The sequence below is a fragment of the Croceicoccus estronivorus genome, from assembly GCF_001625325.1.
GTDB classification, from domain to species: Bacteria; Pseudomonadota; Alphaproteobacteria; order Sphingomonadales; family Sphingomonadaceae; genus Caenibius; species Caenibius estronivorus.
Map to the genome: position 1 here is coordinate 201,362 of NZ_JRQQ01000007.1, position 23,447 is coordinate 224,808.

22 protein-coding genes are annotated in these 23,447 nt (G+C 59.6%); 10 read left to right on the plus strand and 12 right to left on the minus strand.

Annotated features, from left to right (window positions below):
• Window positions 1–30 precede the first annotated feature (30 nt).
• Together MB02_RS12275 and MB02_RS12280 are read left to right on the plus strand one after the other, a co-directional pair.
• Window positions 31–906, plus strand: coding sequence for an HpcH/HpaI aldolase/citrate lyase family protein (locus tag MB02_RS12275; protein WP_067537768.1), 876 nt, complete (start codon window positions 31–33; stop codon window positions 904–906).
• Between the two features lie 10 nt (window positions 907–916).
• Entirely contained in the window at window positions 917–1,696 is a 780-nt protein-coding gene (locus MB02_RS12280) for an NAD(P)H-dependent oxidoreductase (RefSeq protein ID WP_067537771.1), read from the plus strand.
• A gap of 91 nt (window positions 1,697–1,787) precedes the next feature.
• Here the strand turns inward: MB02_RS12280 and MB02_RS12285 are convergent, their stop codons facing one another.
• From MB02_RS12285 to MB02_RS12295, 3 genes are read right to left on the minus strand one after another with little or no spacing between them, the layout of a single operon-like run.
• Window positions 1,788–3,395, minus strand: a complete 1,608-nt coding sequence (locus MB02_RS12285) for an acyl-CoA carboxylase subunit beta (protein ID WP_067537774.1) — start codon at window positions 3,393–3,395, stop codon at window positions 1,788–1,790.
• Window positions 3,396–3,399: 4 nt separating this feature from the next.
• Window positions 3,400–3,897: a biotin/lipoyl-containing protein gene (locus tag MB02_RS12290; protein ID WP_067537776.1), complete on the minus strand. Its 498-nt coding sequence runs from the start codon at window positions 3,895–3,897 to the stop codon at window positions 3,400–3,402.
• Window positions 3,897–5,369, minus strand: coding sequence for an acetyl-CoA carboxylase biotin carboxylase subunit (locus MB02_RS12295; protein ID WP_067537779.1), 1,473 nt, complete (start codon window positions 5,367–5,369; stop codon window positions 3,897–3,899). Before MB02_RS12295 ends, MB02_RS12290 begins: the two co-directional genes overlap by 1 nt.
• Before the next feature lie 222 nt (window positions 5,370–5,591).
• Here MB02_RS12295 and MB02_RS12300 point away from each other — a divergent pair, with 222 nt between their 5' ends.
• The 5 genes from MB02_RS12300 to MB02_RS12320 are packed head-to-tail and all read left to right on the plus strand — an operon-like array spanning window position 5,592 to window position 10,982.
• Entirely contained in the window at window positions 5,592–6,524 is a 933-nt protein-coding gene (locus tag MB02_RS12300) for a BKACE family enzyme (RefSeq protein WP_067537782.1), read from the plus strand.
• A 58-nt stretch (window positions 6,525–6,582) separates the two neighbouring features.
• The gene (locus tag MB02_RS12305) at window positions 6,583–8,097 is read left to right on the plus strand and encodes an AMP-binding protein (protein ID WP_067538077.1); all 1,515 of its coding nucleotides are present in this window, start codon (window positions 6,583–6,585) and stop codon (window positions 8,095–8,097) included.
• Complete coding sequence (locus tag MB02_RS12310) at window positions 8,094–8,954, plus strand: SDR family oxidoreductase (RefSeq protein ID WP_067537785.1); 861 nt, start codon at window positions 8,094–8,096, stop codon at window positions 8,952–8,954. Before MB02_RS12305 ends, MB02_RS12310 begins: the two co-directional genes overlap by 4 nt.
• Window positions 8,947–10,215, plus strand: a complete 1,269-nt coding sequence (locus tag MB02_RS12315; protein WP_067537789.1) for an acetyl-CoA hydrolase/transferase family protein — start codon at window positions 8,947–8,949, stop codon at window positions 10,213–10,215. The genes MB02_RS12310 and MB02_RS12315 overlap by 8 nt, the downstream gene beginning before the upstream one ends.
• Window positions 10,215–10,982 carry an enoyl-CoA hydratase/isomerase family protein gene (locus MB02_RS12320; protein WP_067537792.1) on the plus strand — a complete coding sequence of 256 codons (768 nt, stop codon included), beginning with the start codon at window positions 10,215–10,217 and terminating at the stop codon, window positions 10,980–10,982. Before MB02_RS12315 ends, MB02_RS12320 begins: the two co-directional genes overlap by 1 nt.
• A gap of 140 nt (window positions 10,983–11,122) precedes the next feature.
• Here MB02_RS12320 and MB02_RS12325 read toward each other — a convergent pair whose 3' ends face one another.
• The 9 genes from MB02_RS12325 to MB02_RS12365 all read right to left on the minus strand — a co-directional run bounded on the left by MB02_RS12325 (window position 11,123) and on the right by MB02_RS12365 (window position 20,903).
• Window positions 11,123–12,292, minus strand: a complete 1,170-nt coding sequence (locus MB02_RS12325; RefSeq protein WP_067537795.1) for an acyl-CoA dehydrogenase family protein — start codon at window positions 12,290–12,292, stop codon at window positions 11,123–11,125.
• 297 nt (window positions 12,293–12,589) lie between these two features.
• A complete protein-coding gene (locus tag MB02_RS12330; protein WP_067537798.1) occupies window positions 12,590–13,228 on the minus strand; it encodes a TetR/AcrR family transcriptional regulator in 639 nt (212 codons plus the stop codon).
• Between the two features lie 220 nt (window positions 13,229–13,448).
• Window positions 13,449–14,855: an aldehyde dehydrogenase family protein gene (locus MB02_RS12335; protein WP_067537801.1), complete on the minus strand. Its 1,407-nt coding sequence runs from the start codon at window positions 14,853–14,855 to the stop codon at window positions 13,449–13,451.
• Between the two features lie 133 nt (window positions 14,856–14,988).
• Window positions 14,989–15,147, minus strand: coding sequence for a hypothetical protein (locus MB02_RS17720; RefSeq protein WP_156495511.1), 159 nt, complete (start codon window positions 15,145–15,147; stop codon window positions 14,989–14,991).
• A 251-nt stretch (window positions 15,148–15,398) separates the two neighbouring features.
• Window positions 15,399–16,268, minus strand: coding sequence for a 3-hydroxyisobutyrate dehydrogenase (gene mmsB / locus MB02_RS12345; protein WP_067537806.1), 870 nt, complete (start codon window positions 16,266–16,268; stop codon window positions 15,399–15,401).
• Between the two features lie 36 nt (window positions 16,269–16,304).
• Entirely contained in the window at window positions 16,305–17,087 is a 783-nt protein-coding gene (locus MB02_RS12350; RefSeq protein ID WP_067538080.1) for an enoyl-CoA hydratase-related protein, read from the minus strand.
• A complete protein-coding gene (locus MB02_RS12355; RefSeq protein ID WP_067537809.1) occupies window positions 17,084–18,169 on the minus strand; it encodes an enoyl-CoA hydratase/isomerase family protein in 1,086 nt (361 codons plus the stop codon). The genes MB02_RS12350 and MB02_RS12355 overlap by 4 nt, the downstream gene beginning before the upstream one ends.
• Entirely contained in the window at window positions 18,169–19,311 is a 1,143-nt protein-coding gene (locus tag MB02_RS12360; protein WP_067537812.1) for an acyl-CoA dehydrogenase family protein, read from the minus strand. Before MB02_RS12360 ends, MB02_RS12355 begins: the two co-directional genes overlap by 1 nt.
• Before the next feature lie 92 nt (window positions 19,312–19,403).
• Window positions 19,404–20,903, minus strand: a complete 1,500-nt coding sequence (locus MB02_RS12365; protein ID WP_067537816.1) for a CoA-acylating methylmalonate-semialdehyde dehydrogenase — start codon at window positions 20,901–20,903, stop codon at window positions 19,404–19,406.
• 72 nt (window positions 20,904–20,975) lie between these two features.
• Here MB02_RS12365 and MB02_RS12370 point away from each other — a divergent pair, with 72 nt between their 5' ends.
• From MB02_RS12370 to MB02_RS12380, 3 genes are all read left to right on the plus strand, one after another.
• Window positions 20,976–21,899 (plus strand): LysR family transcriptional regulator, encoded by a 924-nt coding sequence (locus tag MB02_RS12370; protein ID WP_235829501.1) that lies wholly within the window; start codon window positions 20,976–20,978, stop codon window positions 21,897–21,899.
• Between the two features lie 79 nt (window positions 21,900–21,978).
• On the plus strand, window positions 21,979–22,593 hold the full coding sequence (locus MB02_RS12375) for a TetR/AcrR family transcriptional regulator (RefSeq protein WP_067537823.1): 615 nt from the start codon (window positions 21,979–21,981) through the stop codon (window positions 22,591–22,593).
• Window positions 22,594–23,000: 407 nt separating this feature from the next.
• Entirely contained in the window at window positions 23,001–23,405 is a 405-nt protein-coding gene (locus MB02_RS12380; protein WP_067537826.1) for a hypothetical protein, read from the plus strand.
• The last annotated feature ends 42 nt before the right edge of the window (window positions 23,406–23,447 follow it).

The window sequence follows — 23,447 nt, forward strand, 5'->3', positions numbered from 1 at the left end:
GACGGGCAATATGCAATCGGAGACAACTAAATGGAATTTACGGCACGTTCGCTTCTCTTCGTTCCGGGCGACAGCGAACGAAAAATGCAGAAGGCTGCTGCGGCAGATGCTGATTTGCTGCTGGTCGACCTGGAAGACGCCGTTGCGGAATCGGCCAAACCCGCCGCTCGTGAAATGGTGCGTGCGTTCCTGGATGCGGCTCCGGCGCATTCGCGGCCGTGGGTTCGCATCAATCCATTGGATACCCAGCATGCGTTGCAGGATCTGACAGCAATTGTCGGTGGGTGTCCGGGCGGGCTTATGCTGCCGAAAGTGCGTTCGCGCGCCGATGTGGAGCGGCTGGACCATTACCTTTGCGCCCTGGAAGCGATGGAAGGTGTGGAACCGGGAGCGATCAAGGTGATCGTCGTTGCGACCGAAACCCCGCAAGCGTTGTTTTCGATCGGTGATTACCAAGGTGCTCCGCGCCTTGCTGCTCTGACCTGGGGGGCGGAAGACATAGCCACTGCCATCGGTGCCCTGGACAACCGTGATGACAATGGGGACTATGCGCCGCTCTACCAGATGGCGCGCAGCCTTTGTCTGGCCGGGGCGGCTGCGGCAGATGTCGTCGCGATCGAAACGATCCATGGCAACTTTAGGGATACAGAGGGGTTGGAACGGACGGCTGCTCTGGCGCGTCGATCCGGTTTCCGGGGCATGATGGCGATTCATCCCGATCAGGTCGCAACCATAAACCGGGCTTTCACGCCGAGTGACGAGGAAGTCGCCAAGGCTCGCAGGATTGTTGAATTGTTCGCTGCCAATCCGGGGGTCGGGACCTTGGGCCTGGATGGAGAAATGCTCGACGTGCCCCATCTCAAACGCGCGCAGGCGACAGTCGCGTTAGCCGAACGGCTGGGCTGATGCGCCACCCATGCGTTACCTGATTGTTTTTGCGCACCCGGAACGCCGCTCTTTGAACGGGTTCTTGCGTGATCGGGCAGTCGCTGCTCTCGAACAGGCGGGGCATACCGTGCTGCAATCGGACCTATACGCCATGGGGTTCAAAGCTGTGGCGGACCGCAATGATTTTGCCGAGGAGGATGCGCCTGCGGATAGCCGGCTGATCTATTATGAAAGCTCTGCCAAGGCTTGGTCCGGCGGGCGATTGTCGCCCGACATTGCGGCCGAGCATGAGAAACTGGCGCAAGCAGATGTCGTGGTGTTGCAGTTTCCGCTGTGGTGGTTCGGCGCGCCTGCAATTCTCAAGGGCTGGATCGACCGGGTTTTCTGCAATGGCTATGCCATCGGCGTGCCGCGACCGGGCCAGCGGGGCGCGGCGCGATATGGTGAAGGGCCGTTGTCTGGAAAGCGGGCCATGGTGGCCGTATCCACCGGCGGCCCGGCAGCACATTTTTCAGCCCACGGCATTCACGGCCCGATTGAAGATCTGCTGTTTCCGGTCATGCACGGGTTGCTGTTCTATGCTGGCGCGATGGTCGTCGATCCATTCGTGACGTTCGCCACGACCGGTATGTCAGCGGACGATGCGGACGCTATTGGTGATGCCTATTGTGATCGTCTCCTGACAGTCGGAGAGGCCCCTCCGATCCTTTATCGCACCGAACATGGCGGTGACTATGAACGGGGCGTGCTCAGACCGGACCTCGCTCAAGGCACGGGATTCTCGCTTCATCGGCAGGTACCGGAATAGGAAGGTACGCAGCGCCTTAGCGTATAAGGAACTCTGAAGCATTTTTACTGACCGGCAACGTGACATCGCCGGTCAGTGCAGTTGTAAGCCCTCAGAGGCGAAACACGCCGTAATGCGGGTCGTCGATGGGCGCGTTGAGTGCCGCCGACATGCAGATGCCGAGCGCGTTGCGCGTATCTACTGGGTCCAGAACACCATCGTCCCAGATTTCCGACGTTGCGAAGTATGCACTTTGTTGACGCTTGTAATCATCGAGCACGGGATCGCGAATGGCTGCGATTTCCTCTTCAGTCAGAGTGCGCCCTTCGCGCTCCAGCTGGCGGATCTTGATTTCGCTCAACACATTGGCGGCTTGTTCGGCGCCCATTACGGACGTTCCCGCGCCGGGCCACGTAAACAGGAAACGCGGATCGAACGCCCTGCCGGACATGCCGTAGACGCCCGCGCCGAACGCTCCGTTGCAGTTCACAGTGAACTTGGGAACGGATGCCCCGGATACGGCCATGATCAGCTTGGCCCCGTCCTTGGATATGCCGCGCCGTTCATATTCGCGCCCGACCATGAAGCCGGTAATGTTCTGCAGGAACAGCAAGGGGGTGCGGTTCTTGTCGCAGAGCTGGATGAAATGTGCGCCCTTGAGAGAGCTGTCATTGAACAGCACGCCATTGTTCGCGAGAATTCCGATAGGGGATCCCCATATATGGGCAAAGCCGCAGACGAGAGTGGTGCCATATGACGGCTGGTATTCGTGGAACCGGCTGCCATCGACCATCCGGGCGATCAGTTCGCGCATATCGAATACGGTGCGGCTGTCGCGTGGCAGGATGCCGTAGATTTCTTCCGGGTCGTATGCCGGTGGTTCGGGATCACGCAGATTGACCCGGGCCTTTTCCGGGCGTGTCCAGGTCCCCGCAATTTCGCGAGCGATCGCAAATGCATGGGGCTCGTTCGCTGCGGGATAGTCCGCAGTGCCTGAGACAGTGGTGTGCATGTCAGCCCCGCCGAGTTCCTCGACAGTAACGATTTCGCCCGTCGCGGCCTTGACCAGAGGGGGGCCGCCCAGGAAGATCGCACCCGTCCCGCGGACAATGACATTGTAATCGCTAAGTGCGGGAATGTACGCCCCGCCAGCCGTGCAATGCCCGAGGACGACGGACAGCTGGGGCACTCCCATTTTCGAGAGGATCGACTGGTTGCGGAAAATCCGTCCAGCATAATAACGGTCGGCAAACAGGTCGCTCTGCAGAGGCAGAAAGCCGCCTGCGGAATCGCATAAGTGGATCACTGGAAGCCGATTCTCGATCGCGATGTCGAGTGCGCGGACGATTTTCTTGACTGACAGGGGATACCAGGCGCCGCCCTTTACCGAAGCATCGTCGGCATGGATGACGACCTCCCGCCCGGCGACGATGCCGATGCCGGTGATCTGGCTCGCGCCGGGGGCCTCGCCTTCGTAGGCCATGTTCGCAGCCAGCGTCGACAGTTCGAGGAACGGCGTGCCGGGATCGAGCAGGAGCTTGAGCCGTTCACGAGGGATCGTCTTGTTTTGCCGTTCCAGCCGCTCGATATCACGCTGAGGCCGGGAATGGCGCGCCGTTTGCTGCATCCGGTGCAGCTCCTCCGCCAAAGAGCGATTATGCGTGGCGTTCAGCCGGAACGTTTCCGACCGCGTGTCCAGATGTGAAACCAATCGAGACATGGGGTCAGTCCTCGCCTTCCAGAGTAACCAGAAGGGCGTTCTGGTCGAACGTTTGTCCCGCAGCGAAGCCGAGCGTCTCGATAACGCCGTCACGGGGGGCCTTGATCGCTGTTTCGAGCTTCATGCTTTCGATAATCATCAGGGTTTCTCCGATAGAAACCGCATCGCCCACGGCAACCTGGACGGAAATGACCGTTCCCGGCATCGGGGCGAGTATGGTACCGGAGGACGCCCCACCATCGGCGGAACCCAGAAAATCAATTGCGCTTTGCAACACGACTTCGTGCGCCGCACCGTCGATGTGGACCCAGACCTGATCGTTGATCGTGACGATCGTGATAGGCGTATCCTGCCCGTCCAAAGTCAGGACAGCACGGTTGCCGGTCTGCTCGGTGAGCTTGACCGGCGTGACTTCGCCTTCATGAATGAGTGCGTAGCTGGTTCCTGATGGTGAGAGCCAGGCGTCGGCTCTCTCGCCGTCGATTGTGAAAATATGCTGCATCAGTTGTTCCAGTCGCCAATCAGGCTGTGGGGGGCAGGAATGGCCTCTGCCGCCTCTCGCGTTGTCCGCAATGAAAGCGATGCTGCCGCAAGTACGCGCTTCGCGAGATCCGGAGAGAGTTCCGGCTCGGGCAGAAGGTCGGCCTTTTCCGCGATCGTACCGGTGTGGAATTCGCCGTGCCGAAAGTCCTCGTCAGCCAGCAGGCGACGCAGGAAGCCACTATTTGTGCGACAGCCCAGCAGCACCGTCTCAGCAAGGGCCTTGTCCGCCCGCGCAATCGCGTCCGCTCTGTCTGAGCCATGGACGATAACCTTGGCGATCATGGGATCGAAAGCGGCAGTGACTTCGCCGCCTTCCACAACCCCCGCATCGATGCGCGCATCGGGCGATGGACGGAAAACGATCACCGGCCCGGTGGTCGGCGCGAAATCACGAGCGGCATCTTCAGCATAGAGGCGCAACTCGATTGCGTGTCCGTTGATCGTGAGGTCTTCCTGATTGAAACCCAGCGGTTGACCGGCGGCCACGCGCAACTGGTCCGCCACGAGGTCACGACCGGTGACTTCTTCGGTAACCGGGTGTTCCACCTGCAGGCGCGTGTTCATTTCGAGGAAGAAGAACTCGCCATTGCCATAGATGAATTCCACGGTTCCGGCATTGGTGTAGCCGACGGCGCGCGCGATGCCCGCAGCCGCTTCGCAGATGTCGGCGCGCAGCTTGGGGCTGAGAGCGGGAGACGGGCTCTCTTCGATCACCTTCTGGAAGCGGCGCTGAATTGAGCATTCACGCTCAAACAGATGCACGACGTTTCCGTGTGCGTCGCCGAGGACCTGCACCTCGATATGGCGCGGCCGCTCGACATAACGTTCCGCATAGAGACGCCCGTCGCCGAAATAACGCTGACCTTCGCTGCGTCCCCGGGCGATTTCCTCTTCGAGCAAAGACAGGTCGCGGACAATGCGCATCCCCTTGCCGCCACCGCCTGCCGATGGCTTGATAAGCAGAGGGGCGCCTACGGCTCTTGCCCGCTCGACGAATGTGGCGGGTTCGTCATCCTCAATGGCGGAAGGCGCCACGGGAAAGCCTCGTTCGGCAACGAAATTACGCGCGCGCACTTTGTCGCCCATGAGGTCGATGGCGTCAGGACTGGGGCCGACGAATGTCATTCCCGCGTGCGCGACGGCCTGTGCGAAGTTGGCATTCTCGGCCAGGAAGCCGTAGCCGGGATGGATTGCTTCGGCCCCGGCGGCCCGCGCTTTGGCAATGATCTGTGCCCCGTCGAGATAGGCCGCGACCGGCGACGGCCCGTCGATCTCGATCGCTTCATCAGCCATGCGGACTGCCGGCGTGTTGCGGTCCACCGCGTGATACACGACCAGACCGCGCATCCCCATGGCTTGCACGGTACGCAGGATACGGGCGGCGATTTCACCGCGATTGGCGACCAGAACGGCCGAAAACAGGCTTGTCATAACCCGACGGTACCTTCCGGCATAATGGGTTGGCCTTTCTTTCCTTTTTGCCTCGCCCGAACCAGGGCTCGGCGGCTTTGTTGCATCGTTGGGTGGGTGTTGCGGAGGGCCGGCGAGAAGCGGCCTCGTACGTCATGAAATACCCAACCCCACTCCGTTGACACTATAATGAATAGAGTTCATTATAGTGTCAACGGAGAACAGGAGAGGGATAGCAAGTGAATGACTCATAAAGGAAAAGTCATCATAAGCTGTGCGATAACCGGGTCGATTCATACACCTTCGATGTCACCTTATTTGCCTGTGACGCCGCAGGAGATCGCCCAGAGCGCGGTGGAGGCGGCTGAGGCGGGTGCGGCAATCGTGCACTTGCATGCGCGCGATCCTGAAGATGGCCGGCCAGTGCATACGCCGGATGACTTCATGCCCTTCCTACGGGTCATCAAGCAGCGGTCCGATGTCGTGGTGAATATCACTACCGGTGCTTCGCCGTATATGCCGGTGGAATACAGGGTGAAGCCAGCCGAGGTTCTGAGGCCGGAAGTCGCCAGCCTCAACATGGGCTCCATGAACTTCGGCCTGTTTCCGATGCTCAAGCGTTACAGCGAGTTCGATCACGAATGGGAGCGGGAGATGCTGGAGGCGAGCCACGATCTCGTGTTTCGCAACAGCTTCAAGGATATTCGCTACGCGCTGGAAACGTTGAATTCGACTGGCACGCGGTATGAATTCGAATGTTACGATACCAGCCACCTGTACAATCTGCATTATTTCTGGACCGAGGGGCTGGTTCAGGCCCCGCTGTTCATACAGACCTGCTTCGGGCTGCTGGGTGGGATCGGGTCGCATCCGGAAGATGTGATGCACATGAAGCGCACGGCGGATCGTCTCTTTGGCGAAGACTATCGCTGGTCAGTGCTGGCCGCCGGGCAGGCCCAGATGCGCGTCGCTGCCACCGCAGCCGCAATCGGCGGGCATGTCCGTGTCGGGCTGGAAGATTCCCTTTGGCTGGGACGTGGCGAGCTGGCACAAACCAACGCTGCACAAGTCACGAAAGTGCGGCAGATCATCGAGGGACTCGGCCTGGCTGTCGCCACGCCCGACGAAGCCCGCGAGATTCTGTCGCTCAAGGGAGGTGATGATGTCGGCTTCTAGCGGGTTACCGCCGCGACCCTCTGTCGGGGTTTCGACAATGCTTGCGCGGACAGTCCAGATGCGGGGCTCTCACGTGGGCGTGATCTTCGGGGAAGAGCAGCGCACGTGGTCCGAATATGCGGATCGTGTCGCTAGTGCTGCCGGGGCATTGCGCAATCTTGGCGTGAGGGAAGGGGATCGCGTTGCAATCCTGTCTCTTACCAACATGCCCTACTTCGAATTGCTGGCGGCAGTGCCGCACGCGGGTGGCATTGTCGTGCCGCTCAACTGGCGATGGTCGGTTCCCGAACTGCTTGATGCCGTTGCGGATTGCGAGCCGACCGTCCTGCTGTTCGACCACACCATGGCGGCTGCCGGTCGGGAGCTTGCTCAAGCCCGCCCGGAAATGAAGACTGTCGCGCTATCTGAAGGTTTCGGAGACCTGCCGTACTATGCGCAGCTTGTTGCCGATGCGGAACCTGTTGCCGATGCCGGGCGGGGCGGTGATGACGTATACCAGTTGGGATATACCGGGGGTACGACGGGCCGTTCCAAGGCGGCGATGCTGTCTCACCGGAACGTAGTAAGCGAAGCCACCTATTGCTGGGCAGAGGGGTTCCTTCGGGAAGACGCAGTCTATCTGGTTAACGGCCCGATGTTTCATGCCGCAGGCACCTGGCCGTCGCTTTCGATTATCGGCAGCGGGGGAACTGCGGTTCTGATGGCCCAGTTCGAGCCGCTGGAAGCACTGAAGCTGATCGAAGCGCATGGCATAACGGAGACCCTGCTGGTTCCGACCGCCATTCAATTGATGGTCGAACATCCCGAGTTCGCGGCTTTCGATACGAGCAGCCTCGGCAAGGTCCTCTACGGTGCGGCCCCGATTACCGCGACCCTGCTCGACAAGGCCAGTGCCGCCTTACCCCATTCGCAGTTCATTCAGTGCTATGGAATGACAGAGCTGTCGCCTGTCTGTGCCGTGTTGCCGCATGCCTTTCTGGAAGGCGAGCACAGGGCCAAGGGCCGCAATCGCGCTGCCGGGCGGGCGATCCCCGCTGTCCAGATCAAGATTGTCGACGAGAATGACAACGAGGTGCCGCGCGGCGAAGTCGGCGAAGTGGCGGTTCGCGGTGAGACGATGATGCTGGGCTACTGGCGTCGTCCGGAAGAGACTGCGGAAGCATTGCGCGGCGGCTGGATGCATACCGGGGACGGTGGCTACATGGATGAATTTGGCCTCGTTTACGTTGTCGACAGGGTCAAGGATATGATCATTTCCGGCGGGGAGAACATCTATTCGACCGAGGTCGAAAACGCCGTCGCTTCTCACCCTGCGGTAAGGCAGGTCGCTGTCATCGGGATTCCGCATGAAAAATGGGGCGAGTCGGTTCATGCCATCATTCGCATTCACGACGGCGTGCAAGTGACTGAAATCGAAATCATCGAGCATGTCCGCACGCAGATTGCCGGTTACAAAACGCCCCGTTCGATCACCTTCTTTGACGGGGAATTCCCGGTCAGCCCGGCGAACAAGGTGCTGAAGCGGGAACTGCGGCGTCCCTATTGGGAAGGACGGCAGAAAGCCATCATATGACTGATTACGGAAGGACCGACGCGCAACTGGCGTCGATGGCCCCATCCATGCGCGATGGCTACTTCGCTGGCCAGACCGTTATCGTGACCGGTGCGGGATCGGGGTTGGGAAGAGGCATTGCCTATTTCGCGGCCAGGCTGGGTGCCAATGTGGTGCTTTGTGGGCGCAAACCAGAGCCATTGGCGGAGCTAGAAGCGGCGCTGACGCCGTATGGCTCTGGCCTGTTGACCCATCAACTCAACATCCGCGATCCGGAAGCGGTGGAGGGGCTCTTCGCAGCCGTGGGGGAACGCTTCGGCGCGGCGGATATCGTCATCAACAACGCCGGCGGGCAATTCCCTTCACCGGCAATCGACATTTCACCGCGCGGCTGGAATGCCGTAATCGATACCAATCTGACCGGGACATGGCACATGATGCGTCAGGCCGCCGTTGCGTGGCGCGACGTGGGGCGTGGAGGCTCGATCGTCAATATCATCGCAGTCGTGGGGCGGGGTATGCCGGGCGTTGCCCACACGGCTGCCGCGCGGGCCGGGGTCGTTTCGCTTTCCAAATCGGTGGCAATCGAATGGGCCCCGCTGGGCATTCGCGTCAATTGCGTCGCGCCCGGTCTCATTTCGACCAGCGGCATGAATGTTTACGATCAGCGCGCTGTCCGCGCAATGACACGGACTAATGTCATGAAACGTTTCGGGCAGATTGAGGAAATTGCCGATGCAGTCTGCTTCGTTGGCGGTTCTGCCGGCGGCTTCATGACGGGCGAGGTCGTCCATGTGGACGGCGGCAACCAGATATGGGGCGATCAATGGACGATCGACAAGCCCGACTATTTCAAGGTGGATCTGGAGAATGACTGAATGGGTTGAACCCGATGTCCTGAATCTCGCCAAATGGATCAAACCCGGTGACGGGATCGTATCCGGGCAGGCCTGCGGCGAACCTTCGACATTGTTTGAAGCCCTGATTGCCCAACGTCATGACCTGGGTGGCGTGTCCCTGTTCGCGGGTTCGAGTTTTTCCGGCATGCTGAAGCCGGAACATTGCGATGCAATCAAGGTCTTCAGCATGGGGGCCATCGGTACTTTGCGGAAGCTGTCTGCCGAAGGGCTGCTGGGGATTATTCCCTGCCATGTCGGGCAGATCTCGACGTTGATCAAACGTGGTGCGATCGCTTGCGATGTCGCGTTTATCCAGGTCAGCCCGGCGGATGCGGACGGCAATCATAGCATGGGCCTGATCGCGGATTACGTTGGGACGATTGTGGAGACTGCGCGAGTAGTCATTGCTGAGGTCAATCACCGTGTTCCGCGCACCGTTGGCGAACGGACGATTCCTGGATCGGCCATCGACGTCGCGATTGAGACAGACCGCGATCCGGTTTCGGTTCCGGAGGCTCGCATTGGTGATACGGACAGCGCAATCGCTGGCTTTGTCGCCAAATATATCGAGGACGGGTCGATCATCCAGGTCGGTATCGGGGCAGTGCCGGATGCAATCACGAAACTGATCGGGGACCGGCAGGATCTCGGTATTCATAGCGGGATGATCGGCGACGGAGTCGTTGATTTGATCGAGAGCGGGGTGGTCACCAATGCCACGCATGGGCAGTGGCAGGGAATGTGCGTGACCGGCGCACTGATCGGGTCGGAACGGTTATACCGTTTTGCCCATGAAAATCCGGTATTCCTGATGTGCGGTTCGGGAACCACTCACGACGACGCGGTCCTCTGCGGGCTTGAAAAGCTCGTCTCGATCAACTCCGCCATCGAGGTGGATCTGACGGGCCAGGTCAATGCCGAGACGGTGGGCAGTGCCTACGTCGGCGGGACCGGTGGGCAGGTGGACTATGTGCGGGGTGCCTCACGCTCGCACGGGGGGCGTTCGATCATTGCGCTGCCTGCCACGGCCAAGACAGCTTCGCGGATTGTCTCGCGCCTGTCAGGACCGGTGACGACTGCGCGAAGCGAGATTGATGTCGTGGTTACGGAATATGGTGCTGCTGAATTGTCTGGGCTGGATCTTGCCGCGCGCGCGCGCGCCATGATCGCCATCGCACATCCCGATATGCGTGCCGGTCTGGAAGAGCAGGCACACGACTTGCTGAAACGAGGTTTTTGATGACTGACGCCGTTCTGTTCGAGGTTCCCGAACCCGGAATCGCTGTAATGACAATCAATCGGCCGGATAGCCGCAATGCGCTGGGCCGGGAGGTGCGGGAAGGGCTGTTTGCGGGATGGGAACGGTTCGAAAACGACCCTGAACTGCGTGTTGCGATCCTGACTGCGGCGGGGGACAAAGCCTTCTGTGCAGGCGGTGATCTGAAGGAAATGGCGGAGCTGAAACTCGTCGTCCCGCCGCGCGATATGTTCCCGGTCCCCGGCGACAACATTGAGATCACCAAGCCCACGATCGCCGCGGTAAATGGTGTTGCCTATGCTGGCGGATGGCTGCTGGCGCAGGCCTGCGACCTTTGCGTTGCCGCCCGGAACGCGCGTTTCGCGATTACGGAGGCGAAGGTTGGTCGCGGTTCCCCGTGGGCTGCGCCGTTGATCCACATGATCCCGCAACGGATATTCATGGAAATCGTCCTGACGGGGGCACCGATTACGGCCCAGCGTGCCTACGAAGTCGGGCTGGTCAATCGTCTGGCAGAGCCGGGACAACTGTTGGAGGAAGCACTTGGGCTTGCGCGGGAAATTGTTGCCAATGCGCCGCTGTCGGTGTTGGCTGGCAAGGAAACTGTCCAGCTTGCGACCGAGATGGGCAAGACAGCCGCCTTGCGGGCGGCGCGTCACGCATGGGAACACGCCTATCGCAGCGCTGATGCGCAGGAAGGACCGCGTGCCTTTGCAGAGAAGAGAAAGCCCGTGTGGCGGGGGGAATAATGGCATTGCCAGGCGCATCGGGCATCCGATAGCGTTCGGCTAATACGCCATGAGGGGGACTGGCGCGATGCGGTGGCGGTTGATTGTTGCCAAGGCATCGCGCCAGATTCGTTTCAGTGACAGTGTTCGCGCTGGCTGCGTCAGTTGCGCAGCATTTCTCCGGCTATGATGATCTTGCGAACTTCACTGGTGCCGGCGCCGATTTCAAGCAGCTTTGAAGCACGGTAGAGGCGGTTGATCTCCGTCTCACGCATATATCCGGTGCCACCATGGATCTGCACGGCATCGGATACGACCCTGGTGCATTGCTCGGCCGCGTAGAGAATGGCGGCTGCGGTCAGCTTGTGGATTTCCCCTCGTCCGGCAGTGCCCTTATCCATTGCGTTGGCTTTGGCCAGAGTCCGGTAACAGAATGTCTTCATCGTTTCGACCGCGACGTACATCTCGGCCAGCTTGCCCTGAACCAGCTGGAACTCTCCGATTGCGCGGTTGAACTGCTTGCGCGTCTTTGCGTATTCGAGCGCGAGATCGAGTGCGCGTTCTGCCATGCCGACATTGAGCATGGCGACCACCGCCCGTTCGAGGTCAAGCCCGCTCATGACGATGCCAACGCCCTTGTCTTCCATTCCGATCAGGTTTTCGGCCGGAACGACGCAATCTTCAAACACCAGCTCGGCGGTTGTCGATCCGCGGAAGCCCATCTTGTCCAGCTTTTGAGCGACCTTGAAGCCCGGTGAGTTCGTTTCGACGACGAACGCGGAAATGCCCTTGGATCCCGCGGCCTTGTTCGTCTTGGCATAAACGAGGACGATGTCCGCCACTGGCCCGTTGGTGATGTAGAGTTTCGAACCGTTCAGGACGTAGGTATCACCTTCGCGCCGGGCAGTCGTCGCCATGGAACCGATGGCGTCCGAGCCTGCACCGGGTTCCGTCAGTCCAAGCGCACCGATGCTGGTGCCGTTGCACAAGCCGGGGATGTAGCGTTTGCAGAGGTCGTCGGAACCATTGGCGGCGATATTGTTCAGGCAGAGATTTTCGTGTGCGACATAGCTTAACGCTAGGGAATGGTTCCACCGCGCCAAGCCCTGGGCGATCAGGCCGGATGTCATGACGTCGCTCCCTGCCCCACCCAGGGAAGGATCGGCAGTTACGCCGAGGAAGCCCATGCGCGCAAGCGCCGGCATTGCCGTATCAGGCCACCATTCTTCATCATCCATGCGCTGTTGCAGCGGCCAGAATTCTTCCCGTGCGAACCCGTCCGCCGTGTCGAGAACAGCTTGTTGTTCCTCCGTCAGTTCAAAGTCGCTCATCCCATTACCTTCTTTATGACGAGTGCGGGCAGACTGGCCTGCACCTCATGATGAATATGATTCACTAATAGCATGGAATGGCCGTTTGGGAAGGTTCAAGAGCGGCTTGCCATGGATGAAATGAGACTGGATATCGCGCCTGAAGCACCTGTGAAATGAGGTGAAAAAATGGTTTGTCGAGGATGTCAGAGCATGCCCTGACATCCGGATCGACCATCAAGATTAAGAGCCATGGATGGCAGCATGTGCCTTGGATCCCCAAGCATCAATCAGGGACATGGAGAGGGGCAAGGCCCGCTACTTACCTGTATGAGCTTTCGGCGGATTGGGCGGGGTGGATCTGGCACAGACGCCATGCAGCAAGACTTCGGCAATTTTGCTGGCGCCTTCATCCACATCGATTGCGACACCTCTGCCGATGTGCCGCCAGGCGAAGTGTTCGATCCCGCCGAACAGCATATCGCGCAAGAGGCGGGGTCCGATGGCCGGATTCATTTCACCGCGTGCCAGACCGTCTTGCGCTGTACGCACGACGATCGACGTATAGCGGCGGTTGAGACGGAAGATTTCCGTTTCCCGGTAATTGTTCGAGACGCGAATTTCGGTGAGGAAGAGTTCGCACATTTCCTTGTCGGATGCGAACCTGGCAATATGTTCGTAGACAATTGCCCTGATACGTTCCTCGAACGTGTCATACTGGTCGAGTATGACTTCCAGATTGTCGATGATCCCTTCGTAGAAGTCGGCAAGGACCGCGATCAACAGGTCGCGTTTATTGGTGAAATAGCGATAGACGAGGCCATCCGAAACGCCTGCTTCCGCCGCGATGGCGGATATGGCCGCATCGTTGAAGCCGCGTGCTGAAAGAACCATGCGGCCTGCGGCCAGAATGGAATTTCGCCGATCCTGCTGGCGCTCCTTACTGATGCGCGGCATCGTGTCGCTTGCCCCTCAAGTCATGGGGCCGGTGCAAAGGGGTATAGGGCGGGCGCGGACAATGTGTGATCCGCGACGCTGCAACCTGTAGCCCCCGTCCGGCCGGGAACATACTCGTGAATAGCGCGCCATAGCGCGCATATCGGAGCTGTGCCACTGCCATGCGCCAGGGCGAAGTGCCCCCTCTCCCGGTAGGGATCGGGGGCATTTACACCGGCCCTTATTGCTTGCTGAGGTTGACGACGCTCCGCTGGGCGAATTCGGTCAGACCTTCGCGGCCGAACTCGACACCGACCCCGGATTGCTTGGCGCCTGCAAACGGAATGTGTGGTCCGAAGTGCGTGTGATGGTTGATCCAGACCGTTCCTGACGCGATGCGATCCGCCAGCTTCATCGCGGAATCCGTATCATTCGACCAGATCGAGCCGCCGAGGCCGTATTCGGAGTCGTTCGCCGCATCAATCACCTGATCGATATCGTCGTAGGAAATGACCGGCAGGATGGGCGAAAACTGTTCTTCGTCGACCAGGCGTGAACCGTTGGTGATATCGCGCACGACAGTCGGCTGAATGAAGTAGCCGTCACTTGGCAGGGCCTCACCGCCAGCGATGATCTTGCCATCCTGTTTGGCCGCAGCGAGATATTCCTTCGCTTTTGCAAATTGAGCGGCATTCTGCAACGGCCCGACACGGGTGCCTTGCTGCAGGCCGTCACCGACGGGATATTTGGCTGCTTCTTCCGCCAGTGCTTCGCACATTTCGTCGTAAATCGAGCTATGCACGTAAAGCCGCTTGAGAGCGATACAGACCTGCCCCGAGTTGGAAAAGGCGCTGCCGATCGCCCGTTCGGCCGTCTTGCGCACGTCGGCGTCGGGCAGGACTATACCGGCGTCGTTGCCGCCCAGTTCGAGCGTCAGGCGCTTGAGCGTCGAGGCGCCGGCTTCCATGACCTTGCGACCGGTTGCGGTCGATCCGGTGAAAGTGACTTTCGCGACGTCGGGGTGCTTCGACAAAACTGCGCCCAGATCGTTCTGATCGACAACGACGTTGACTACGCCCGGAGGAAAGATGCCAGCGGCGCGTTCGGCCAGCATAAGGGCCATGACCGGCGTGGTGGGAGCCGGTTTCCAGATGTAGGTATTACCGAGCAGCAATGCCGGGGCGAGCTTGAACACGCCGATCAGGAGAGGGAAATTCCACGGGGTGATACCCGCCACTACGCCCAGCGGGCGATAATGCATTTCGACGCGGTAATCCGCATCATCCTGAATGAGTTCCGGGTCGAGCGACTGGTCCGCGTAATAGCGCAGGAAGATCTCTGCGAAAGCGGTTTCCGCCTGAGCCTGTTCCAGTGGCTTGCCTTGTTCCTGCACCAGCGTGCGGGCGAACGTGTCGGCATCGTCGCGAATGGCGTCTGCAAGGCGGTGGAGGGAGGCACGCCGTTCGTCGATGGGCAAGGCCGCCCATGCGGGCTGAGCCCGCTTTGCCGCAGCGATCGCTTCCAGCACTTGCGCTTCGTCTGCGCGAGCAACTTGCGTAAAAGCCTCACCCGTTGCGGGGTTGATGACATCCAGCGTTTGCGCGCCGTCGACGAGTTTTCCGTCAATTAACATGCGGTATTTAGGCATGGCAGGCTCTCCCATTTACTCATTGCCACTATTGTTAGTTCGGCCGGGTATTCCGGCATCTTGTATTCTGCATGAATGACTTTTTCATACCATGAAAAGTCGTTGTTACGATATTGAGAAACGTCCAGATTATTCAGACCCACTCTGGTCCTGCAAGATCATTAAACTGCTGGTCCGCCAGCAGCCTTATCGCATGGTCTTGTCCTCGCGAATGCGGAACCGTTGCAACGCGGGAGAGCGGGAAATTGCCGCAGAAGGCAGCCAAGCCATGGCAATGCACCAGATCGAACATCCTGTCTCCCATATCGGCGCCATGGCGCTTTGGAGTATATACTGGAATGCTCATGCCGTGCCTTCATAGGAAGCAGCGGCCTTCATTCGGAAAATGAACTATATTCAACTTGATCCCTCTTGCAAGGGATTATTGGAGCGGGTTGTCTTGTAAATAACCTTGGAAAAAGGACGTGTGACGCAATACCCGACACCGGCCACTGCCTATCACCGTTTTACTGAAGCAAAAATGGAGAGACCGGTGCCCGGAGGTCACAGTGTCTTGATAATCGCGGAGAAATCCAGGGTGCCGTTGCCCGCTTCGGCAAAGGCTTCATAGAGCTCTTTGGCACGCTGCCCCATTGGGACTTCGGCCCCCGATGTTTGCGAGGCTTCCATGGCCAGCTTGAGGTCCTTGAGCATCAGCGCAGTGGCGAAGCCCCCCTGATAGCCATTATCCGCCGGGCTTTGCGGACCCACGCCGGGCATCGGGCAATAACTGGTCATCGACCAGCACTGACCGGATGAGACGGAACTGATATCGTAGAACTTCTGCGGATCGAGACCCAGCTTTTCCGCCATGGAGAAGGCTTCGCATGTGCCGATCATGTGAATGCCCAGCAGCATGTTGTTGCAGATCTTCGCAACCTGGCCAGCGCCCAGTGCCCCGGCATGGATGACCGCCTTGCCCATGGCTGACAGGACCGGTTCCGCGCGGGAGAATGCGCTCTCGGTCCCGCCCACCATGAAAGTCAAAGTTCCACCATTGGCTGCGGCAATGCCGCCGGAAACAGGCGCATCGACCATGTCGTACCCGGCGGAATTTGCGGCCTCCCCAACCGCGCGAGCGGTGGCAACGTCGATGGTGGAGCAATCGAGCAGCACCGCCCCTGCCGGAGCATGGCCGATAACGTCGTCGGTATAGACGCGCTGAACAATCGCGCCGTTGGGCAGCATCGAGACCACAGCGTCAACATTCTGAACGGCGTCACGAACGGAAGTGAAGGGCTCGCAGCCGCTCTCTTGCGCGCTGGCCAAAGCCTGTTCGCTCAGATCGAAGGCATGGACTTCATGCCCCGCTGCAACGAGATTTGCGGCCATTCCGCCGCCCATATTGCCGAGGCCGATAAAGGCGATTTTCATGTTGTTTCTCCCACCGGGAACGCCGGATTTCTACGCTTAGCGGCCCTTCCAGTTGCCGGGACGCTTCTCGATGAAGGCTTTCATGCCTTCTGCCTTGTCTTCGGTCGCCGTAAGCACCTGGAACAGCCGACGCTCATACAGGAGGCCCTGATCGAGGGTTGTCTCGAATGCGGCGTTGACCATTTCCTTGTTGGCGATGGCAGCCAGGGGAGGCATCGCGGCGATAGCTTCAGCGGTTTTCAGCGCATCGGCAAGCAGATCGGCCAGCGGTACGATGCGCGCGACCAGACCGCAGCGTTCCGCTTCGTCTGCGCCCATCATGCGGCCCGTCAGGCACATTTCCATCGCCTTGGATTTGCCCACTGCGCGGGTCAACCGCTGCGAGCCACCCATGCCGGGAGCCACGCCGAGCTTGATTTCAGGCTGGCCGAATTTCGCGCTGTCGGCTGCGATGATAAAATCAGCCATCATTGCCAGTTCGCAACCGCCGCCCAGTGCGAAGCCGTTGACAGCGGCGATCCATGGCTTGCGAGTGGCTTTGACCAGATGGCTGGTCCACTTGGCGAAGAAATCCTCGCCATAGAAATCCGCGGCAGGTTTATCCGCCATTTCCTTGATGTCTGCACCGGCGGCAAATGCCTTTTCGCCAGAGCCGGTAATTACCGCGCATCGCAGATCCGGGTCTGCCTCGAACGCGGTGAATGCCGAGATCAGTTCTTCCAGCACCTGCGAGTTGAGCGCATTGAGCGCCTGTGGGCGGTTCAGTGTAATCAGCGAAACGGTGCCATGCCGTTCGACGAGGATATTTTCATAGCTCATAACGGTTTCCATTCCTGCTCTGCCGGAAGCGGCGCGAAAATAGATTGGATCAGTTCGGAAGGCACGCTTTCAGGCGTTGCCGGATCCCATCTGGGGGTGTTGTCCTTGTCGACAATGATCGCCCGCACGCCTTCCGCGAAATCCGGTCGGGTAAGCACGCGGCTGGCGATACGATATTCCATTGTCATATTGGCGGCGAAATCGCTCATCCGGGTGCTGTCTGCGAGTTGTCGCAACGCGACCTTGCAAGTCTGCGGACTCTTCGTCTGGAGGGAGGCCAGATTCTCACTCGCGAATGAACTGTCGTCTGCCGCCAATTCGGTCAAAATGGCTTCATATTGGTCAGAGGCGAACAGACGGGCAATTTCGTCAGCATGCTCGGCAAGGCGCGGGGCGGGAGGAGTTTCGGAGAGTTGGTCCAGAATAGCGGCGATGCCGTCTGGTGTCTCGGCGATCTTCCGCTTGGCCTCGGCCAGGGCTTCTGCGTTCAGATAGTGAGTGGCAAGTCCGGCCCAAAGGCATTCCGCACCATCGAGCCGCGCACCCGTGAGCGCCAGATATTGCCCGAGGCGGTGCTGTAGCCGTGAGAGATACCACCCCCCGCCGACGTCAGGAAAGAGGCCAATTCCCGTTTCAGGCATGGCAAACCGCGTATTGGTGGTGGCCACCCGGTATGTCGCAGGCTGAGAGATGCCCACGCCGCCGCCCATTGTGATCCCGTCCATGAAAGCAACGATGGGCTTGGGATAAGTGAAGATCAGATGATTGAGTTGATACTCATCGTAGAAAAACTGCCGCCCGGTCACGCCCCCGTCGTTCAACGCCGAATTGCGGAGGAAGGCGATATCGCCGCCGGCGCAAAAGCCTCGAGACTTTTTGACGTCGCCATCCGGAGCGGGGGCATGGTCGATAATCACGACTGCAATGGCCGGATCGTCTTTCCACTGTATCAAGGCATCACGCATGATGTGGACCATGCCCAGTGTCAGTGCATGGATTGCCTTGGGGCGATTGAGCGAGAGGATTCCTGCATTGCCCCGGGTCTGGACCAGGACTTCATCACTTGCCGGTTCGTCAGCCATTACCGCAACAGGTCCCTGCCGACGATCATCCGCATGATCTGATTGGTGCCTTCAAGGATCGAGTGCACACGCAGATCGCGCCAGAACCGCTCGATGGGGTAATCGCACAAGTACCCATAGCCACCGAACAGTTGCAGGGCGCGATCCACCACCGATGAACCGTTGTCGGTTGCAAGCCGCTTGGCCATTGCCGAGAAACGCGACTTGTCCGGCGCGTTCGCATTGACCTTGCACGCGGCGAGGTAGAGCAGGGCGCGGGCGGCTTCGAGATCGGTGGCCATATCGGCCAAAGTGAATTGGGTGTTCTGGAAGTCGGCGAGCGCCTGGCCGAATTGCTGCCGATCCTTGGTGTAGGCGATGGCTTCATCGAGACAGCGTTGAGCGCCGCCCAGCGAACAGGCCCCGATATTGAGCCGCCCGCCATCGAGTCCTGCCATGGCGAAGCGAAAGCCGTCACCTTCCGCGCCGATCCGATTGGCGACCGGCACTTTCACGTTGTCGAACATCAGTTGCGCGGTGGGGGAGGCGTTCCAGCCCAGCTTCCGTTCGGGGACGCCAAAGCTGAGACCGTCCATTCCTTTTTCGACCACGAGGCAGGAAATGCCTTTCGGCCCTTCCGTTCCGGTTCGGACCATGACCAGGTAGATGTCGTTCACGCCGCTGCCGGTTATGAACTGCTTCGTCCCATTCACGACATAATGATCGCCTTCCAGTCGTGCCGTGGTTTTGAGCGCGGCGGCATCGGAGCCGGAACCAGGCTCGGTCAGGCAGTAGCTCGCCATTTTGTCCATGGTGATCAACTGCGGCAGGAACCGGCCCTTGATTTCGTCCCCCCCGAAACAGTCGATCATCCAGCACGCCATATTGTGGATCGATATGAATGCGCTGGTCGTCGGGCAGCCATAGGCCAATGCCTCCATGATCAAAGCGGCCTCAAGCCGCCCCAGCCCTATGCCGCCACTTTCCTCGGACACGTAGATCGCGGCGAAGCCGAGCTCTGCGGCGGCCTTGATCGTTTCGCGCGGAAATGAATGGTTTTCGTCCCAGCTTGCAGCGTGGGGCGTGATCGCATCGGCAGTGAACCGGCGTGCCATTTCCTGAATCGCAAGCTGGTCATCAGTGAGCTGGAACTGGTCGGTCATGGCTTTTCCTTCCGGCCTGTACAACCAAATCGCCAGTCAGCTTCGCTGCGGTTACTTGGCAGAAGCGCTGACTGGCAATTCGTCGGACTGGATCACCCCATGGTGGGGATGACGAATGCGTTGGCAGCGGCACCCACGCCCCCATCGGGCCAGCGTTGGGTGACAGTCTTGATCTTGGTCCAGAATTTCACGCCTTCCATGCCGTGCTGGTTCGTGTCGCCAAAGGCCGACCGCTTCCAACCGCCGAAGGTATGATAGGCGACCGGCACCGGAATAGGTACATTGATCCCGACCATACCGACATTGACGCGGGCGGCGAACTCGCGCGCGGCATGGCCGTTGCGCGTGAAGATCGCCACGCCATTGCCATATTGGTGTTTGCTGGGCAGCGTGAGCGCTTCCTCGAAATCGGCAGCGCGCACAATCTGCAGCACCGGGCCGAAAATCTCGTTGTGATAGCTTTCCATGTCGGGCGTCACGTGGTCGATCAACGTGGGGCCGACGAAGAAGCCATCCTCATGTCCCTGCAGGGTGAAACCACGCCCGTCGATGACAAGTTCACCGCCTTCTTCAGCACATTTCGCGATCCAGCCTTCGATCTTTTCCTTGTGTGCGGCAGTAACCACAGGGCCATAGTGAGCTTCCGCATCCGTAGAAATTCCGACGCGCAAGGCTTCGATGGCTGGGATCAGCTTTTCGCGCAACCGATTGGCCGTATCGTCGCCAACGGGGACCACGACGGGCAAGGCCATACAGCGTTCGCCCGCTGAACCGAAGGCCGCACCGACGAGATCGGTGACCACCTGGTCGAGATCCGCATCCGGCATGATGACGCCGTGGTTTTTGGCTCCGCCCATGGCCTGGACACGTTTCCCGGCCGCGCCGCCGCGATTGTAGACATAATGCGCGATATCGGATGAACCCACGAAACTGACTGCCCCGATCGCCGGGTGATCGAGGATCGCGTCCACCATTTCCTTGTCGCCATGGACCACCTGAAGAATCCCTTCCGGTGCTCCTGCTTCGAGGAACAGTTCCGCAAGTCGCACGGGCACGGACGGATCGCGTTCGGACGGCTTGATGATGAAGGCATTGCCAACCGCAACCGCCACGCCGAACATCCACATGGGGATCATGGCCGGGAAGTTGAAAGGCGTGATGCCTGCGCCGATGCCGATTGGCTGGCGCATCGAATAGACGTCGATGCCCGGACCCGCACTCTGCGTGTATTCGCCCTTGAGAACATGGGGAATGCCGCATGCGAATTCGATCACGTCGAGCCCGCGCTGTACGTCGCCGCGGGCATCGGCAATGACTTTGCCATGTTCGGAGGAAAGCAGGTGCGCCAGCTCCTCCATGTTGGCTTCGACAAGTTCCTTGAAGCGGAACATCACGCGGGCGCGACGCTGCGGATTGGTTGCGGCCCATTCCGGCTGTGCTGCCTGTGCAGCGGCAACCGCTCGATCAAGGACTGCCTGACCTGCCAGCGCGACTTGCGCCTGCACGCCGCCATTGTTGGGATCGAAAACATCCCCGAGGCGGGAGGCGGTGCCATCTGACCCGCCCGCGATGAAATGGTCGATCTGACGCATGATTGGGAATCCTCTCAACTTCGGGTTTCCCAGACTGCTGCCCGTCTTGACGATTGCAGGCAAGGTGCAATTATGCGACTAACTCCTGCAATAATGCAGGTATCGGACTGGAATGACTATCAGGCCTTTCTGGCCATTGCCCGATCAGGGCATATCGGGCGCGCCGGAGCCGCGATGGGCGTCGACCCGACGACGGTGGGGCGCAGGCTGAGACGGCTTGAGGCGCGGCTTGGCGTTACCTTGTTCGAGCAGACCCGCCTTGGGCAGGTGTTGACCGAGGCGGGTGAGGCCATGCTTGCCAATGTCGAGGCGATGGAACGGTCCGCGGCCAGAATTGCAGCCAGTGCCGCAGGCGGCAACGGGCCGAGCGGGTTGCTGCGTGTCAGTGTTTCCGAAGCGTTCGGCAGTTGCCTTGTCGCACAGAACCTGCAGGGGTTCGCGGATCGCTATCCGCAGCTTTCCATCGATATTGTTGCCAATAGTGGTTTTCTCAGCCCATCGAAGCGCGAGGCGGACGTGGCGGTGACTTTGTCGCGCCCGAAAGCCGGCCCGGTTGTCGCCGGGAAGCTCGCCGATTACGCTTTGCAACTCTATGGGTCGCGAAAATCAGTGGAACGTGACGGTTTGCCGCAGGATCATCGCGCGCTGCTCTCACGCCATCGCCTCGTCGGTTATATTCCGGACATGCTCTATGCACCTGAACTGAATTATCTGGATGAACTTCAGGAAGGTCTGGCGCCAAGCTTGCGGTCTTCGAGTATCCTCGCACAGCACCGCATGATCGCTTCGGGTGCCGGGATCGGCATTCTTCCGTGCTTTCTGGGGGAAGGCGATCCCGATCTCATCAGGCTGTTACCGGAGTGGCGATTGACGCGAAGTTTCTGGCTGGTGACCCACAAGGATACGCGTCAACTGGCGAAAATCAGGGTGTTTCGCGAGTGGCTGAAAGAACTGGTTGAAGAAAATCGCAATCGCCTGAATCCGCCGGGCCGGTAACCGGTCAAAAGGCAATTTCGAGACTGGAATCAACGCATCTCTGGACGATAGCCTGGTTGCAGACTACATATCGTTCGTTATGCAATGTCCCGCCACCACTACTGCAACGCGCGGTCGGCCTCGAGAGTTCGACCCTGAAGACGCGCTGGCTACTGCCCTGCGCATCTTCTGGCAGCGTGGTTACGAAGGGGCTTCGCTTGCCGAATTAACAGAGGCCATGGGCATTACGAAGCCCAGCCTTTATGCGTGTTTCGGGAACAAGGAAGCGCTGTTTCGCAAGGCGCTGGATCTCTATGAGCGCGAGAAGCTGTGTTACGTCAGCTCGGCGCTTGAGGCGCCGACCGCACGTGGAGTGGCGGAACGCTTGCTTCACGGCGCGCTGGCGACTCATTGCGGGGACAATGACCCGCAAGGTTGCCTTGGCGTGATCAGCAGCGTCGCATGCGGATCCGAAGCGGAGTCCATCCGCAAGGAAGTCATCGCCCGGCGTGCTTCTTCGGAAAGAGCGCTCGTTGACCGGTTGGAACGCGCGCGGGCAGAGGGCGATCTGTCTGAAGACTCAGACCCTGAAGCGCTTGCCACCTATCTCACCACGGTGATGCAGGGCCTTTCCGTAAAAGCGGGGGCAGGCACGAGTCGCGAGACACTCGAACGCATTGTGGCGACGACACTGGCCTGCTGGCCAAGCAAATAGCGTTTCGGGCCGGGATAAAAAACTCCCATTCATCTGCGATTCAGGTCTTGAAATCCGGATTTCGGCGACAATCTTACTGGTCGGTACATAAATCGGTTGACGGCTTGCTGCATTGCAATATATACCGATCAGTATAGAAAGTAGGTCGTGCCTACAGCTGAATGGAGGCCGTGTGCATAAGTTGATTACAGGCCGGTGCTGACCGGCTGATTTGTGGCACTGCCATTCGGTTGGCGGATCCCGATAATTTTATGGCTGATTACGGTAGGGCGTTCAGACGAAACGCCTTGCCAGGATCGCTGCATGATAATTCTCCGGTGCACTTTGCGCACACCGGAGAACCCCGGCGCGCGCCTCCCTCAACCCCCCCCAATAGGCGCGCGCCGGACCCTCAGGGAGCTTTAGACATGAGATATGAGGACGGTTTCGGGACGCGTGGTCAGTCGGTGACTGCGCCGACGATAGAGCATGAGACGGGTTCGGAAGCAGTGCTCGCCGCAACACGGCCGGGGCAACTGACGCAGTTGGAATGGCGAGTGGTTGAGCTGGCGCGAGGAGACGGCATCGAAACCTTGCGCCCGCAGCATCCCCGCAACTGGCTGGGCAGGATCGTCTTCGGGCCGACGCCGCCTTCGGCCATACTGGCCAACAAGCGCCTCGAAGCCCTTCGGAGACTGGAAGTACAGGCTTGGCACTATGACTATGCGTTGCCGGTATCGGCGATGAAGGACGCTGTCGCCGCCTGCTACAGCGAAATTCAGGTCAAGCAGATCATCGAAGCGATTGCGGGTCTGCGGAGGGTTGCAGCGTGAACCTGCCTTTTATTCCTTCCGACCAAGCCGTGTACGAGGAGC

Bases quoted from the DNA above. Each gene is read 5' to 3' on its own strand.
- MB02_RS12305 (WP_067538077.1), top strand. From the start codon at position 6,583: ATGCGGGGCTCTCACGTGGGCGTGATCTTCGGGGAAGAGCAGCGCACG.
- MB02_RS12325 (WP_067537795.1), bottom strand. From the start codon at position 12,292: ATGAGCGACTTTGAACTGACGGAGGAACAACAAGCTGTTCTCGACACG.
- MB02_RS12335 (WP_067537801.1), bottom strand. From the start codon at position 14,855: ATGCCTAAATACCGCATGTTAATTGACGGAAAACTCGTCGACGGCGCG.
- MB02_RS12315 (WP_067537789.1), top strand. From the start codon at position 8,947: ATGACTGAATGGGTTGAACCCGATGTCCTGAATCTCGCCAAATGGATC.
- MB02_RS17720 (WP_156495511.1), bottom strand. From the start codon at position 15,147: ATGTTCGATCTGGTGCATTGCCATGGCTTGGCTGCCTTCTGCGGCAAT.
- MB02_RS12295 (WP_067537779.1), bottom strand. From the start codon at position 5,369: ATGACAAGCCTGTTTTCGGCCGTTCTGGTCGCCAATCGCGGTGAAATC.
- MB02_RS12300 (WP_067537782.1), top strand. From the start codon at position 5,592: ATGACTCATAAAGGAAAAGTCATCATAAGCTGTGCGATAACCGGGTCG.
- MB02_RS12365 (WP_067537816.1), bottom strand. From the start codon at position 20,903: ATGCGTCAGATCGACCATTTCATCGCGGGCGGGTCAGATGGCACCGCC.
- MB02_RS12275 (WP_067537768.1), top strand. From the start codon at position 31: ATGGAATTTACGGCACGTTCGCTTCTCTTCGTTCCGGGCGACAGCGAA.
- MB02_RS12370 (WP_235829501.1), top strand. From the start codon at position 20,976: ATGCGACTAACTCCTGCAATAATGCAGGTATCGGACTGGAATGACTAT.
- MB02_RS12330 (WP_067537798.1), bottom strand. From the start codon at position 13,228: ATGCCGCGCATCAGTAAGGAGCGCCAGCAGGATCGGCGAAATTCCATT.
- MB02_RS12280 (WP_067537771.1), top strand. From the start codon at position 917: ATGCGTTACCTGATTGTTTTTGCGCACCCGGAACGCCGCTCTTTGAAC.
- MB02_RS12355 (WP_067537809.1), bottom strand. From the start codon at position 18,169: ATGGCTGACGAACCGGCAAGTGATGAAGTCCTGGTCCAGACCCGGGGC.
- MB02_RS12310 (WP_067537785.1), top strand. From the start codon at position 8,094: ATGACTGATTACGGAAGGACCGACGCGCAACTGGCGTCGATGGCCCCA.
- mmsB (WP_067537806.1), bottom strand. From the start codon at position 16,268: ATGAAAATCGCCTTTATCGGCCTCGGCAATATGGGCGGCGGAATGGCC.
- MB02_RS12360 (WP_067537812.1), bottom strand. From the start codon at position 19,311: ATGACCGACCAGTTCCAGCTCACTGATGACCAGCTTGCGATTCAGGAA.
- MB02_RS12290 (WP_067537776.1), bottom strand. From the start codon at position 3,897: ATGCAGCATATTTTCACAATCGACGGCGAGAGAGCCGACGCCTGGCTC.
- MB02_RS12375 (WP_067537823.1), top strand. From the start codon at position 21,979: ATGCAATGTCCCGCCACCACTACTGCAACGCGCGGTCGGCCTCGAGAG.
- MB02_RS12285 (WP_067537774.1), bottom strand. From the start codon at position 3,395: ATGTCTCGATTGGTTTCACATCTGGACACGCGGTCGGAAACGTTCCGG.
- MB02_RS12350 (WP_067538080.1), bottom strand. From the start codon at position 17,087: ATGAGCTATGAAAATATCCTCGTCGAACGGCATGGCACCGTTTCGCTG.
- MB02_RS12380 (WP_067537826.1), top strand. From the start codon at position 23,001: ATGAGATATGAGGACGGTTTCGGGACGCGTGGTCAGTCGGTGACTGCG.
- MB02_RS12320 (WP_067537792.1), top strand. From the start codon at position 10,215: ATGACTGACGCCGTTCTGTTCGAGGTTCCCGAACCCGGAATCGCTGTA.